Source organism: Oceanibaculum sp. (assembly GCF_022449305.1).
In the GTDB taxonomy this organism is placed as follows: Bacteria; Pseudomonadota; Alphaproteobacteria; order Oceanibaculales; family Oceanibaculaceae; genus Oceanibaculum; species Oceanibaculum indicum.
This window is the reverse complement of sequence record NZ_JAKUSO010000026.1, coordinates 1-14,790: the sequence shown is the minus strand read 5'-3', so window position 1 is coordinate 14,790 and position 14,790 is coordinate 1. Positions and strand designations below refer to the sequence as shown.

Sequence of the window (14,790 nt, the reverse complement as noted above, 5' to 3'; positions counted from 1 at the left end):
GGGGACATGCCATGAAAGGGGATTTCATTTCCAACCTCGGCCGCATCTACGGTGTCTATACCGGCGGCTTCCTGGGCTTCGTCATCCTGCTCGCGATCCTTGAGCAGCTGGGCGTCCCGAACAAGATCATCGGCTATCTGTTCGTGTTCTTCACGATCGCGGTCTATGCCGGCATCGGCATCCTGTCGCGGACCATGCAGGTGTCCGAATACTACGTCGCCGGACGCCGCGTTCCGCCGCTCTACAACGGCATGGCGACCGCCGCGGACTGGATGAGCGCCGCATCCTTCATCGCAATGGCGGGCGGCCTGTATGCCCGCGGCTATGACGGCCTTGCCTTCGTGCTGGGCTGGACCGGCGGCTATGTGCTGGTGGCGGTGCTGATCGCGCCCTATCTGCGCAAGTTCGGCGCCTATACCGTGCCCGACTTCCTGGGTGCGCGTTTCGGCGGCAACTTCGCCCGCTCGATCGGCATTCTGGTGCTGTTTGCCTGCTCCTTCACCTACATTGTCGGTCAGGTGGTGGGTGTCGGCACGATCGCCTCGCGCTTCCTCGGCATCTCCTTCGAGATCGCCGTGTTCGTGGGTCTGATCGGCATTCTGGTCTGCTCGATGATGGGCGGCATGCGGGCGGTTACCTGGACGCAGGTCGCACAGTATATCGTGCTGATCATCGCCTACCTGGTGCCGGTCGTTATCCTGTCGGCCCAGACCACGGGCATTCCGATACCGCAGCTGATGTATGGCGAGATCATCCAGCGCATTACCGAGCTGGAACAGACCAAGCCCGCACTAGCCGGTGCAACGGCGCACGTCATTCCATTCTCGTCATTCGATCCGCTGAACTTCTTCGCTCTGATCCTCTGTCTGATGGTCGGTACGGCCTCCCTGCCGCACGTGCTGATGCGGTTCTTCACGACGCCCAGCGTCCGTGATGCCCGCAAGTCGGTCGGCTGGAGCCTGCTGTTCATCTTCCTGCTGTATTTCACGGCGCCGGCCTATGCCGCCTTCGCGAAGTACGAAATCTTCACCAACGTCATCGGCGCGACCATCGCCGAACTGCCGAACTGGGTGAAGATCTACTCCGACATCGGCCTTGTCACTATCGCCGACGCCAACAAGGACGGCATCCTTCAGTTCGCCGAACTGAAGATCAATCCGGACGTGATCGTGATCGCGACCCCGGAAATTGCCGGCCTGCCCTACGTGATCGCGGGTCTGGTCGCCGCCGGCGGTCTGGCAGCCGCGCTGTCCACTGCGGACGGCCTGTTGCTGGCCATCGCCAACGCGCTCAGCCACGATATCTACTACCGCATGATCGATCCGCAGGCCTCCACGGCCAAGCGTCTGGTCGTCGCCCGCATCCTGCTGGTTGTGGTGGCGATTCTGGCAGCGGCGGTCGCCTCGACAAGACCGGGTGGCATCCTGGCGCTCGTCGCCTGGGCCTTCTCGCTGGCAGCGGCCGGGTTGTTCCCCGTGCTGGTGCTGGGTGTGTGGTGGAAACGCTGCACGAAGGAGGGCGCCATCGCCGGTATGCTGATCGGCTTCGGCTTCACCCTGTTCTATCTGGTGGCGACGAAGTACTTCAACATGCCGCTGTGGTTTGGTGTCTCCAACATCTCGGCGGGCCTGTTCGGTATCCCGACGGGCTTCCTGGCGACCATCATCGTCAGCATGATGACGCCGCCGCCATCCAGGGAGATGCAGGATTTCATCGACTCGATCCGCATCCCGAGGGGTCAGACCCTGATGGAGGAAAAGGCCTAAAAGGCCTCTTCAGGAACGAAACTGGGCAGGGCCGCATGGCCCTGCCCTTTTCTTTTCCGCTTTGCTAGGCTTTGTCCCGGCAGGAAACGTCATTCAGGACAAAAGAAACAGCATGATCTCCGGCAATCCGTTCTGGGACTATTGGTACTTCCATATCCCCAACTACATCATCGCCGCCCTGATCTATACGCTGCTGGGCCGCATGCTGCTGGGGCTGTTCGTGTCCCCCGACTGGCACAATTACATCTGGCGGGCCTTCTGCCGGCTGACCGATCCCGTCCTGAACGCTGCGGGCGCCATCACCCCCGATTTCGTCACACGCGGGCTGCTGCCGCTGGTGGCCATCTTCTGGCTGCTGGTCATCCGCTTCGTCTATTGGGCGGTGCTGGGCTATTACGGCCTTGCCCCCAGCCTGGGCCTGCAGCCGGCCAGCTGAATCCCTCTTGCGCAACGGTTTGCACACATTCAGATTATGAAGTGCTGATATTGACCGTCACCTGAAGATGGGGTGGCTGTTCATGGACCGTATAAAGGATTGCGCGGAAATTTCGGTGCGACGGGGCACGGCCTTTGCCCTGCTGGCGGTCGGCACCCTCATGATCGCCTTCAGCTTCGATGTTGCCCTGTCCCTGAAGGTCGGGGCGGCGACCATGATCATCATGGCCGCAATCCTCGCCTATCGCGCCATGGCGGCGGCCAGCACCGACTACCGCCGCACCGAGACGTGGCTGCTGCTGGGCAAGACCCATCCGCTGCCGGAAAGCCGCCGCCAGAAGGTGATCGGCAGCACCTTGCGTGACATCTACCAGCGCTATGCGCGCTACAGCGCCGGCGGCGCCGTCTCGCTGTGGCTGGCCAGCCTGGTAATCCCGCTGATCCGCTAAGCTAGCCGTTACCGATCTCCTGCTGTTACAGGGGCGTATCGCCCCTATCCCGTCATGCAGGCTGTTCTGACTGTGCGCTTGCGATAAGCTGTTGCGATCCAGTTGCAGCGACAGCGGAGTTCGACATGCATTTCGAGATGCGCCTGTGGGCCTATACCGAGGGTGTGCGCTGGCGCATCGCCGGTGCCGTTGCCATCGGCCTCATGGCAGTCGCCCTCGGCATCGCGCGTCTTGCCTTGCTGGGCTGGCTGATCGCCAGGGTGTTCCAGGGCGCGACGCTGCAGGAAATCCTGCTGCCGGCGGTGCTGGTCGGATTGGCCATGATCCTGCGCGGCTTCTTCGAGCAATGGCGCATCATGGTCGCGCACGAAACCGCCGCCCGTGTGCAGGCGAAGCTGCGACGCGCCATCTACGACAAGATCGCGGCACTGGGGCCGGCCTATGTCGGCCAGCAGCGCTCCGGCGACCTGGCGCTGACCCTGATCGACAGTGTGGAGCAGCTGGAGACCTATTTCGGCAAGTACATCCCGCAGCTGCTGGTCTCCGCACTCACCCCGTTCCTGATCTTCGGCTTTGTGGCCTGGCTGGACCTGCCGGTGGCGCTGATCATGCTGGGCTTTGCCCTGCTGGCGCTGTTCGCCCCGGCGGCCTGGCACAAGCTTGACACCCGCAAGGCACGCGACCGGCAGCGTGCCTATTCGGCCTTCGCCTCCGAACTGCTGGATTCGATCCAGGGCCTCGCCACGCTGAAAGCCTTCGGGCAGAGCCGCCCGCGCGCCGAGCTGCTGGCGGTGAAGGCGCGCGATCTGTTCCGCTCCACCATGTGGGTGCTGGCGACCAACACGCTGGCACGCGGCATCACCGATACCTCCATCGCGCTGGGTGCAGCGGCTGCGCTGGCGCTGGGCGCCTTCCGCGTCGAGGCCGGCGCCATGGAGCTGACCGCCCTGCTGATGATCCTGATGACCGGCATTGAGATGTTCCGCCCGATGCGCGATCTGCGCACCGTGCTGCATGAGGGCATGGTCGGGCTGTCGGCGGCGCAGGGCGTCTATCGCATCTTCGACGCCCAGCCGCCGGTGCCCGATGCCGCCGGCCCTGCGCCTGCCGCGCTGGAGCCTTCCATCAGTTTCGAGGATGTCGCCTTCGCCTATCCGGGCAGCCGGCGGCTGACCCATGATGGCCTCAGCTTTACCGTGAGACCGGGGGAGCGCGTCGGCATCGTCGGCCCGTCCGGCGTTGGCAAATCCTCCATCGTGCGGCTGCTGCTGCGCTTTTTCGATCCCGACCGGGGCCATATCCGCATCGGCAGCACCGACCTGCGGCAGATTCCCTTCGCCGATATCCGCAGCCGCATCGCCGTCGTGCATCAGGACGCCTATCTGTTCCACGGCACGATTGGCGAGAACATCCTGCTGGGCCGGCCCGATGCCGACCGGGACGCCATGATCGAGGCGGCGAAGGCGGCCAACATCCACGATTTCATCATGGGCCTGCCGCAGGGCTATGACACGCTGATCGGCGAGAAGGGCATCAAGCTGTCCGGCGGCCAGCGCCAGCGCGTGGCCATTGCCCGCGCCATCCTGCGCGACGCCCCGATCCTGATCCTGGATGAGGCGCTGTCGGCCATCGATGCCGAGAATGAGGCGGTCATCCAGCAGGCGCTGGACCGGCTGATGCAGGGCCGCACCACGCTGGTGCTGGCGCACCGCCTGTCCAGCATCATCGGCTGCGACCGCATCTTGGTGCTGGATGGCGGCAAGGTGGCGGAGGAGGGCAGCCACGCCGCGCTGATGGAAAAGGGCAGCGTCTATGCGGCCCTCATGGCCGAGCAGGCGAAGGATGCCGAACGCCGGCAGGATGCGCCGCTGCTGGACGGCGCGGCGAAGACCGATGCGCCGGCGCAGGCCGCCGCCGACCTTCCCACCGGACAGGCCGTCGGGCCGACCGAGGGCATCGTCGCCGCCGAGGGGCTGGGCTGGGGCCAGCTGATCGTCATCCTGATGCGGTTGATCACCCCCTGGCGCGGCAAGATGGCGCTGACCTTCATCTTCGGCGTCACCAGGGTCGCCGCCTTCATCGGCGTCGGCGTGGTCAGCGCGCTGATCGTGCTGGCGCTGAAGAACGGCCAGCCTTTCGGGCACCTGCTGCCCTGGCTGTTCGTGACGGCACCGCTGGCCGGCATCCTGCACTGGGCGGAATCCTGGCTGGCGCACGATGTCGCCTTCCGGCTGCTGGCGGAGATGCGCATCGCCATGTTCAACAAGCTGGACAAGCTGGCGCCGGCCTATCTGGTGCGCCGCCGCACCGGCGACCTGATGGGCATCGCCACCCATGATATCGAACTGGTGGAGTACTTCTTCGCCCACACCATCACCCCCGCCGTCGTCGCCGTGCTGGTGCCCGCCGTCGTGCTGGCGGTGCTGGCCGGCCAGGACCCGCTACTGGCGCTCGTGCTGCTGCCCTTCCTGCTGGCGGTGGGGTTGAGCCCCTGGCTGATGCGCCGCCACGTGGACCGGCTGGGATCGCGCGCGCGGGAAGCCGCCGGCGAGCTGGCCGCGCATGCCGTCGATACCGTGCAGGGGCTGGGCGAGATCGTCGCCAACCGGCAGGAACGGACGCGCGGCGATGCGCTCGACCGGCTGACCGAGCATCACATGCATCTGCGCATGCCGTTCTTCCGCGAGCTGACGGCGCAGCACAGCCTGCTGGAGGTGCTGACCGGACTTGGCGGCCTCGCCATCGTCGTCACCGGGGCCTATCTGGCTTCCATTGGCGCCATCGATGCCGGCCATCTGCCGCTGCTGACCCTGCTGGCGCTGGCCGCCTTCCTTCCGGTATCCGAGATCGCGCAGATCGGCCGGCAGCTTGCCGACACGTTGGGCGCCACACGGCGTATCCATGCGGTGGAGCAGGAAAAGCCTGTGGTGGAAGACGGCCCCGGTGTGGAGGTCGCGCGGGCAGAAGGCGCGCAGGGCGCCGATCTGGTGCTGGAGGAAGTCGGCTTCCGCTACCCCGGAACCAGCCGTCCGGCACTGACCGGCGTCAGCTTCCACGCACAGCCGGGCGAGACGGTGGCGCTGGTCGGCCCGTCAGGTGCCGGCAAGACCACGCTGGCGCAACTGCTGATGCGCTTCTGGGACCCGGAATCCGGCCGCATCGTACTGGACGGCCAGGATCTGCGGCGCTGGAAGCTGGACGATCTGCGCACCCGCATCGCGCTGGTGGCGCAGGACACCTACCTGTTCAACGACACGCTGGAGGCCAATATCCGCCTCGCCCGGCCCGATGCCAGTGCTACGGATATCGAGGCGGCAGTGCGTAATGCCTCCCTCACCGATCTTGTGGAGGCCCTGCCCGATGGGCTGGCAACCAGGGTCGGCGAACGCGGCACCAGCCTGTCCGGCGGGCAGCGCCAGCGCGTCGCCATTGCCCGCGCCTTCCTGAAGGACGCGCCGGTGCTGGTGCTGGACGAGGCCACCTCGCATCTGGACGCGGTGAACGAGCAGGCGGTGCGCGCGGCACTGGACCGGCTGCAGCAGGGCCGAACCACCATCGTCATCGCGCACCGGCTGTCCACCGTGCGCGGGGCCGACCGCATCGTCGTGCTGGACCAGGGCCGTGTCGTCGAAACCGGCCGCCATGCGGAGCTGCTGGCACAGGGTGGGCTCTATGCCCGGCTGGTCGGGCGGCAGCTCGCCTCGGCGGCGGACAGGAGTGCGGCGGAGTGACGGCTTGAGGCATAGCGCCGCACCATGCCTGCGGGAGGATGGCAAAAGCCTCGCCTGCTGCCATGTTAGCGGCTAGCCTTACGGAACACCGGACAACAGCGACATGAAAGCCGTGAACGCCCTGCGCCTTCCTCCGTCCCTGCCGACCGTGCTGTGGCGCGGCCTGCAGCGCCGATGTCCGAAATGCGGCACGCCTGGCCTGCTGCATGCCTACCTGAAGGTGACGCCCGCCTGCAGCCATTGCGGCGAGGCCTATGGCCATTTCCGTGCCGACGACATGCCGCCGTGGCTGACGGTCTTCATCGTCGCTCATCTCGTCATGCCGCCGATGCTGTGGCTGGAGCGTGCCTACCAGCCCGATATCTGGCTGCAGGGCATCGGCTGGTCGGTGATCACGCTGGCACTGACCCTGCTGTTGCTGCCGCGCTGCAAGGGCGCTGTCCTGTCGCTGATGTGGGCGCTGAAGGCGGAAGGCTCCGAGCGGAGCTGACGCGGCACTCGCCGATCCCGACCATCGCTGAACCGTTTTCCATCGGCCTGGGGCACATCCCGGGCCGATGCGTTTTTGATGCCCGATATTCGCGGCCATATCTGTGTCCAATTTTTATGCAATAAAATTGCATCGCCTATTTTTTGATCTCCCCAGTTTTTTCGTGAATCGAAAGGCTTCTGATCAAGTCACATAATTCATTGAATATAATGATATAAATTTGAAAGAGCCGACTGGCCCGGAAAGTGCATGCACTTTGGCAGTTCCACTGTCGAAGGATAACCCGTCATGAACCGGAGAGACTTCCTCAAGGCCGGCACCAGCGTCGCTCTCGGCGCCGGCATGCTGCCCTTCCTCAAGGTCCTGCCCGCCTCTGCTGCCGCCGCCGACACGCTGGTCGTGGTGATCGGCAGCACGATCAACAGCCTGGACCTGCACCGCACCGGTACCAACCGGCCGAGCTATCAGGTCTCGGTGAACTGCTATGACCGGCTGCTGACCTTCGGCACCAAGACCATGCCGGACGGCTCTCTCAGCTACGATTATTCCAAGCTGGAAGGCGAGCTGGCGGAAAGCTGGGAGATCGCGCCGGACGGCAACTCCGTCACCTTCAAGCTGAAGGACGCCACCTTCTGGGATGGCACCCCGGTGACGGCGGAAGACGTGAAATGGTCGCTCGACCGCGCCGTCTCCGTCGGTGGCTTCCCGACCGTGCAGATGAAGGCCGGCTCGCTGGAAAAGCCGGAGCAGTTCGAGGTGGTCGATGCCAAGACCTTCAAGATCAACTTCCTGCGCCAGTCGAAGCTGACCCTGCCCGACCTGGCCGTGCCGGTACCCTTCATCATCAATTCCAAGGTCGCCAAGGCCAACGCCACGGAGAAGGACCCGTGGGCGATGGAATATCTGCACCGCAATCCGGCCGGTTCCGGCGCCTACAAGGTGGAACGCTGGGATCCGGGCCAGCAGCTGGTCTACACCCGCAACGATGCCTGGAAGGGCGGCCCGCTGCCCGCCGCCAAGCGCATCATCGTGCGCGAGATTCCCTCGCAGGCGACCCGCCGGGCGCTGATCGAGCGCGGCGACGTGCATCTGTCGCACGACATTCCGGCGAAGGACGCGAAGGAACTGGCGGCACTGAAGAGCGTGAAGGTGGTTGGCACGCCGATCGAGAACTGCCTGCATGTGCTGTGCCCGAACCTGATCTTCGAGCCGTTCAAGAACAAGCTGGTACGCCAGGCCATCGCCTATGCCGTGCCCTATGAGGAAATCCACAAGAACGCCGCCTACGAGCGCGGCGCCAAGATGTGGGGCGGCGCCAGCATGGAGCCGACGGACATCGCCTGGCCGCAGCCCTTCCCCTACACCACCGATTACGACAAGGCGAAGGAACTGCTGGCCCAGACGCCCTACAAGGATGGCTTCGAAGTGCCGCTGTCCTTCGACCTCGGCACCGCCTCCTGGGGCGAGCCGACGGCCCTGCTGATCCAGGAAGGGCTGGCGAAGATCGGCATCAAGGCGACCATCGACAAGATCCCGGGTGCCAACTGGCGCACCGTGGCGCTGGTCGAGAAGAAGCTGCCGCTGCTGCTGGACAATTTCGGCGGCTGGCTGAACACGCCGGACTATTACTTCTTCTGGGCCTATGTGAAGGGCAACCTGTTCAACGCGTCGAACTATGACGATGCGGAGATGATGCAGCTCATCAACGAGACGCTGCACATGCCGATGGACAATCCGGACTACACCCCGAAGATCAAGCGCATGATCGCCAAGGCGTTCGACGACGTGCCGCGTATCCCACTGTACCAGCCCTATCTCGACACCGCCATGCGTCCGGGCGTGGAGGGCTACGAGTTCTGGTTCCACCGCATGCCGGACGTGCGGACGCTCACCTTCAAGACCGCGTAAGGGAGGGCCGGACCCATGGCCATTTCCATCCCGGTGGCCATGCCGCCCAAGGTCCGGCTTGTCGGGCGCCGCCTGTTACAGGCGGTGCCCGCCCTCGCGGGCATCGTGATCGTCACCTTCCTGCTGACCCGCGCGCTGCCCGGCGATCCGGCGGTCTATTTCGCCGGCCCCGCCGCCGACGCCGCCTCGATCGCGGAAATCCGCAAGAGCCTGGGCCTTGATCAGCCGCTGCCGATCCAGTTCCTGGCCTATCTCGGCGATCTCGTGACCGGCAATCTCGGCATGTCGATCTCGACCGGCCAGCCGGTGCTGCACGAAATCCTCACGCGCCTGCCCGCCTCGGTCGAGCTGACGCTGATCGCGCTGATGATCTCCATCGCCATCGCCGTGCCGCTGGGCGTGCTGGCCGCCACCCGGCCGGACAGCTGGATCGACCATCTGTGCCGCTTCGTGGTGACCGCCGGCGTGTCGCTGCCGACCTTCTTCACCGGCCTGGCGCTGGTCTATCTGTTCTATTACCTGCTGGGCTGGGCGCCGCCGCCAATGGGCCGGCTGGATATCCTCTACCTGCCGCCCGCCCATGTGACCGGCTTCTACACCATCGATTCCCTGCTGGCCGGCGATATCGGCGCGTTCGGGAGCGCGCTGGCCCATATTGCCCTGCCGGCGCTGACGCTGGCGCTGTTCACGCTCGCCCCCATCGCCCGCATGACGCGCGCCTCCATGCTGCAGGTGCTGGGCAGCGACTTCATCCGCACCGCCCGCGCCGCCGGCCTGTCGAAGCGCAAGGTGCTGTTCGCCTATGGCTTCCGCAACGCGCTGCTGCCGGTCATCACAACGCTGGGCATGGTGTTCTCCTTCGCGCTGGGCGCCAATGTGCTGGTCGAGAAAGTGTTCGCCTGGCCGGGCATCGGTTCCTACGCCATCGAGGCGCTGGTGGTCTCCGACTATGCCGCCGTGCAGGGCTTCGTCCTGGCGATGGCACTGCTGTTCGTCGCCCTGAACCTGACCATCGACATCGTCTATACGCTGGTCGATCCGCGCCTGCGGCTGGAGGACTGAGCCATGACCACGCTGACCGATCCGGCCGCAGTCCCGGCAACGAAGCGCAACAGCTTCTGGCGGCACTTCCGCTATGTGCTGGCCAGCAACCCGGTGACCGCCCTGTCTTTCGCCCTGTTCGGCATGTTCGTCCTGGCCGCGCTGTTCGGCCCCTGGCTGGTGCCCTATGACCCGCTGGCGACGAGCGGCGACCGCGCGTTGCAGCCGCCCTCCTGGAACCACTGGTTCGGCACCGACCATCTGGGCCGCGACGTGTTCTCCCGCGTCGTGATCGCCACGCGGCTGGACCTGTCGATCTCCGTCGCCGCCGTGGCGCTGTCCTTCCTCGCCGGATCGGTGCTGGGCTCGCTCGCCGGCTATTATGGCGGCTGGACCGACCGTATCGTCGGGCGCTGCCTCGATACCATCATGGCCTTCCCGCTGTTCGTGCTGGCGATGGGTATCGTCGCGGCAGCGGGCAACACCATCGAGAACGTGATCTACGCCACCGCCATCATCAACCTGCCCTTCTATGCCCGCATGGCCCGCGCCGAGGTGAACATCCGCCGCGAGGCCGGCTTCGTGCAGGCCGCCAAGCTGTCGGGCAACAGCGATCTGCGCGTGCTGGCGGTGCATATCTTCCCGAACGCCCTGCCGCCAATGATGGTGCAGATATCGCTCAATCTCGGCTGGGCGATCCTGAATGCCGCCGGCCTGTCCTTCATCGGCCTTGGCGTGCGCCCGCCGACACCGGAATGGGGCATCATGGTCGCCGAGGGCGCCAACTTCATCATGTCCGGCGAATGGTGGCTGGCGCTGTTCCCCGGTGCCGCGCTGATGCTGGCGGTCTTCACCTTCAACCTGATGGGCGACGGTCTGCGCGACCTCGTCGATCCGCAGCGCCGCACCTGAGGGAGGACGGAACCATGAACGCCATCCCGCTGCTCGACGTTAAGGACCTGACGGTCGAGTTCGCCACGCGGCGCGGCACGGTGCGTGCCATCGAACGCGTCAGCGTCGCCGTCGGCAAGGGCGAGACGGTCGGCATCGTCGGCGAATCTGGCTCCGGCAAGTCCGTCACCTCCTTCGCCGTCATGCGCATCCTAGACCGCGCCGGCCGCATCGCTGAGGGCAGCATCGTGTTCGGCGGCGTGCCGGTGCACAGCGCGCCGGAGAAGGTGATGACGGAGTTGCGCGGCCGCGAAATGTCCATGGTGTTCCAGAATCCGCGCGCCGCGCTGAATCCGATCCGCAGCGTCGGGCGGCAGATCGAGGATGTGCTGATCGAACATGCGCTGGCCGTGCGCGCGACGGCGAAGAAGGCCGCCATCGAGATGCTGCGCGCGGTGAAGATCGCCAACCCGGAGGAGCGCTACCACGCCTATCCGTTCGAGCTGTCGGGCGGCATGTGCCAGCGCATCGTGATCGCCATCGCGCTGGCCTGCCGGCCGCAGCTGCTGATCGCCGACGAGCCGACCACCGGCCTGGACGTTACCACGCAGAAGACGGTGATGGATCTGATGCGCGAACTCACGCGCGAGCGCGGCATGTCCGCCATCCTGATCACCCACGATCTTGGCCTCGCGGCGGCCTATTGCGACCGCATCGTGGTCATGGAGAAGGGCAAGGTGGTGGAGCAGGCGCGCACCGCCAGCCTGTTCGACCAGCCCTCCCACCCTTATACGCAGCGCCTGCTGCGCGCCACACCGCGGCTGGATTCGCGCATCCGCGACCTGCTGCCGGAACCGCGCCCGGCCCCCGCCGCGGTGCCGCGCGGCAAGCCGCTGCTGGAAGTGCGCGAGCTGGTGAAGGAATTCCCGCCGCGTGGCGACAGCCCCGCCTTCCGCGCGGTCGATGGCATCTCCTTCACCGTGCATGAGGGCGAGAGCCTGGGGCTGGTCGGCGAGAGCGGCTGTGGCAAGTCCACCACCTCCGCCATGGTGATGCGGCTGACCGACCCGACATCCGGCAGCATCCTGTTCGATGGCGAGGATATCGGCGCCCTGCCGGCCGCGCGCTTTGCCCGCGCGCCGAAGCGCAGCAAGCTGCAGATGGTGTTCCAGGACCCGACCGACAGCCTGAACCCGCGCTGGAGCGCCTTCCGGTCCATCGCCGACCCGCTGCTGCTGATGGGCGGGCTGAAGGGCACGGACGCCGCCCGCCCACGCGTCGAGGAGCTGGCCCGGCTGGTGGGATTGCCGGTGGAGCTGCTGGACCGCTTCCCGCACCAGCTGTCCGGCGGGCAAAAGGCACGCGTCGGCATCGCGCGGGCCATCGCGCTGGACCCGAAGCTGGTGATCCTGGACGAGCCGACGGCGGCGCTGGACGTCTCGGTGCAGGCGGTGGTGCTGAATTTGCTGGCCGACCTGAAGGTCGAGCTGGGGATGAGCTACCTGTTCATCAGCCACGATCTGAACGTGGTGCGGCTGATCTGCGACCGTGTCATGGTCATGCGTCAGGGCCGGATCGTCGAGGAAGGCGAGACCGAGACCGTGCTGAAGGCACCAGCCAGCGACTATACCCGCACGCTGCTTGACGCGATTCCACACCCGCCAGAAATTCATCAGGGGGTCAGCCTGGCAGGAGAGATGCCCGCATGATGCAGCAAAAAAGAAGGCTGCTGCGCACCGGCACCACGGTGGACGAGATGGTGCGCGCGCTGGCCGACGACATCGTGAAGGGGTTGCTGCCGCCCGGCGAGAAGCTGGACGAGCCGAAGATGGCGGAGCGCTTCGGCGTCTCCCGAACCCCGGTGCGCGAGGCGCTGGGCCAACTCTGCGCCATGGGTCTTGCGAAGCGCAGGCCGAACCGCGGCTGTGTAGTCGCCACCATCACCGACCAGCGCCTGACCGAGATGTTCGAGGCGATGGCGGAGCTGGAATCGGCCTGCGCCCGGCTGGCCGCCCAGCGCATGACCGCTGGCGAGCGAAGGGCCCTGTCCGACCTGCACCAGCACTCGGCGGAGCTGGTGCGCGCGGGCGCGCTGGAGGACTATTCCGCCTTCAACATGCAGTTCCACGGGCTGATCTATGAGGGCTGCCATTCCGGCTATCTGGCCGATCTGGTGAGTTCCACCCGCAGCCGCCTGGCCCCGTTCCGCCGCGCCCAGTTCCATGTGCTGGGCCGCCTGCGCAAGAGCTGGGACGAGCATGAGGCCATCGTCACCGCGATCCTGCGCGGCGATGCGGAAACCGCCGCCCTGGCCGCGCGCTCCCACGTCATCGTGGTCAGTGCCGCCAGTGCCGGCTTTGTGAACGACCGGAACCTCTCCCAGACGCAGGATGCCTCCGATGCGTGATCTCTCCTTCGACCTGTCCGCGCTGTCTGCCTTCTATGAGGAGGGCGGCAGCCCCGCCGATGTGGCGCTGGAAGCCCTGCGTCGCGCGCGGGCCCAGGCGGAGCTGAATGGCTGGATCCTGATCCGCGAGGAACAGGATATTCTCGCCGAGGCAGAGGCGCTGACGTCCCGCGACCGCGCGGAGCTGCCGCTCTATGGCGTGCCCTTCGCGGTGAAGGACAATATCGATGCGGGCGGCCTGCCGACCACCGCCGCCTGCCCGGAATTCGCCTATGTGCCGGCGGCGGACGCGCCTGCCGTCGCCCTGCTGCGCGAAGCCGGGGCCATCCTGATCGGCAAGACCAATCTGGACCAGTTCGCCACCGGGCTGGTCGGCGCGCGCTCGCCCTACGGGCCGGGCCGCAACCCGTTCGACCCGGACTATGTGTCGGGCGGCTCCAGCTCCGGCTCCGCCATCGCCGTCTCCGGCGGGGCGGTCAGCTTCGCGCTGGGCACCGACACGGCAGGGTCGGGCCGGGTGCCGGCTGCCTTCTGCAACCTTGTCGGCTGGAAGGGCAGCCTGGGGCTGGTCAGCACGCGCGGCGTGGTGCCGGCCTGCCGGTCGCTGGACTGCGTGACCGTGTTCGCGCTGACCTGTAGCGACGCCGCCGCCGTGGCGGCGGTCGCCGGCCAGTATGATGCGGGGGAGCCCTTCTCCCGCGCCATGCTGGCAGTGCCCCCTGCCCTGCCCGGCTGGACGGGTCTGCGCCTTGGCGTGCCGCGCGCGGCGGACCTCGCCTTCTTCGGCAACCCGCACACGCCGGCCCTGTTCGAGACCGCAAAGCGGCGCTGCACCGATCTGGGCGCGACGCTGGTGGAGATAGACCTGACACCCTTCCTGGAAGCCGCAAGACTGCTCTATGAGGGCCCGTGGGTGGCGGAACGCACCGCCGCCGTCGGCGACTTCCTGAAGGCCAATCCCGAGGCCGGCCATCCGGTGGTGCGCGGCATCGTCGAGGGCGGCTGGAAATTCGATGCCGTCGATTCTTTCCGCGCGCAGTACAGGCTGCGGGAACTGGCGCAGGAAGCCCGCAAGGCCTGGTCAACCGTCGATGCCATACTGACGCCGACCTCCGGCACCATCCACCGCATCGCCGATGTGGAGGCCGATCCGGTGCGGCTCAACAGCCAGCTTGGCTACTACACCAATTTCATGAACCTGTTCGACCTCGCCGCCGTCGCGGTCCCGGCAGGTTTCCAGCCGGACGGGCTGCCCTTCGGCGTCACCCTGTTCGCGCCGGCCTTTACGGATGCCTCACTGCTGGCGCTGGGCGCGTCGCTGCACGAAGCTGCCGGCGTGACCATGGGCGCCACCGGCAAGACGCTGCCGAAATCCAGCCTGGCTATGCCGGCGGGCGACCGCATCGAACTGGCGGTGTTCGGCGCCCATATGAGCGGCCTGCCGCTGAGCGGCGAATTGCTGGCCCGTGGCGGTACGCCGATCGGCGAGATCGAGACCGCCCCCCACTACCGGCTCTATGCGCTGGATAATCTGGTGCCGCCGCGCCCCGGTCTGGTGCGGCAGGAGTCCGTCGGCGCCCCCATCGCCGGGGAGCTGTGGACGCTGCCTGCCAGCGAACTGGGCGGGTTCCTGGCCGGCATCGCTGCGCCGCTGGGCATCGGCAAGGTGGAG

Annotated in this window: 11 protein-coding genes; all 11 read left to right on the top strand. The window is 66.5% G+C overall.

Going from position 1 to position 14,790, the window contains the following annotated elements; genetic code table 11:
* Positions 1 to 11 precede the first annotated feature (11 nt).
* Positions 12 to 1,766, top strand: coding sequence for a sodium:solute symporter family protein (locus MK313_RS09755; RefSeq protein ID WP_287781192.1), 1,755 nt, complete (start codon positions 12 to 14; stop codon positions 1,764 to 1,766).
* 112 nt (positions 1,767 to 1,878) lie between these two features.
* Entirely contained in the window at positions 1,879 to 2,202 is a 324-nt protein-coding gene (locus MK313_RS09750) for a YggT family protein (RefSeq protein WP_287781190.1), read from the top strand.
* An 82-nt stretch (positions 2,203 to 2,284) separates the two neighbouring features.
* The gene (locus MK313_RS09745) at positions 2,285 to 2,650 is read left to right on the top strand and encodes a hypothetical protein (RefSeq protein WP_287781187.1); all 366 of its coding nucleotides are present in this window, start codon (positions 2,285 to 2,287) and stop codon (positions 2,648 to 2,650) included.
* 125 nt (positions 2,651 to 2,775) lie between these two features.
* The gene (cydC, locus tag MK313_RS09740; RefSeq protein WP_287781185.1) at positions 2,776 to 6,381 is read left to right on the top strand and encodes a thiol reductant ABC exporter subunit CydC; all 3,606 of its coding nucleotides are present in this window, start codon (positions 2,776 to 2,778) and stop codon (positions 6,379 to 6,381) included.
* 103 nt (positions 6,382 to 6,484) lie between these two features.
* Positions 6,485 to 6,871 carry a DUF983 domain-containing protein gene (locus MK313_RS09735; protein WP_008943818.1) on the top strand — a complete coding sequence of 129 codons (387 nt, stop codon included), beginning with the start codon at positions 6,485 to 6,487 and terminating at the stop codon, positions 6,869 to 6,871.
* Positions 6,872 to 7,159: 288 nt separating this feature from the next.
* Positions 7,160 to 8,779 carry an ABC transporter substrate-binding protein gene (locus tag MK313_RS09730; RefSeq protein WP_287781183.1) on the top strand — a complete coding sequence of 540 codons (1,620 nt, stop codon included), beginning with the start codon at positions 7,160 to 7,162 and terminating at the stop codon, positions 8,777 to 8,779.
* A 15-nt stretch (positions 8,780 to 8,794) separates the two neighbouring features.
* Positions 8,795 to 9,841, top strand: coding sequence for an ABC transporter permease (locus MK313_RS09725; protein WP_287781181.1), 1,047 nt, complete (start codon positions 8,795 to 8,797; stop codon positions 9,839 to 9,841).
* A gap of 3 nt (positions 9,842 to 9,844) precedes the next feature.
* Positions 9,845 to 10,732: an ABC transporter permease gene (locus MK313_RS09720; RefSeq protein ID WP_287781180.1), complete on the top strand. Its 888-nt coding sequence runs from the start codon at positions 9,845 to 9,847 to the stop codon at positions 10,730 to 10,732.
* Positions 10,733 to 10,746: 14 nt separating this feature from the next.
* On the top strand, positions 10,747 to 12,420 hold the full coding sequence (locus MK313_RS09715) for a dipeptide ABC transporter ATP-binding protein (RefSeq protein ID WP_287781178.1): 1,674 nt from the start codon (positions 10,747 to 10,749) through the stop codon (positions 12,418 to 12,420).
* Positions 12,417 to 13,118 carry a GntR family transcriptional regulator gene (locus MK313_RS09710; RefSeq protein WP_287781176.1) on the top strand — a complete coding sequence of 234 codons (702 nt, stop codon included), beginning with the start codon at positions 12,417 to 12,419 and terminating at the stop codon, positions 13,116 to 13,118. Before MK313_RS09715 ends, MK313_RS09710 begins: the two co-directional genes overlap by 4 nt.
* The coding region (gene atzF / locus MK313_RS09705; RefSeq protein ID WP_287781173.1) for an allophanate hydrolase at positions 13,111 to 14,790 on the top strand (1,680 nt) is incomplete at its 3' end. The genes MK313_RS09710 and atzF, both read left to right, overlap by 8 nt.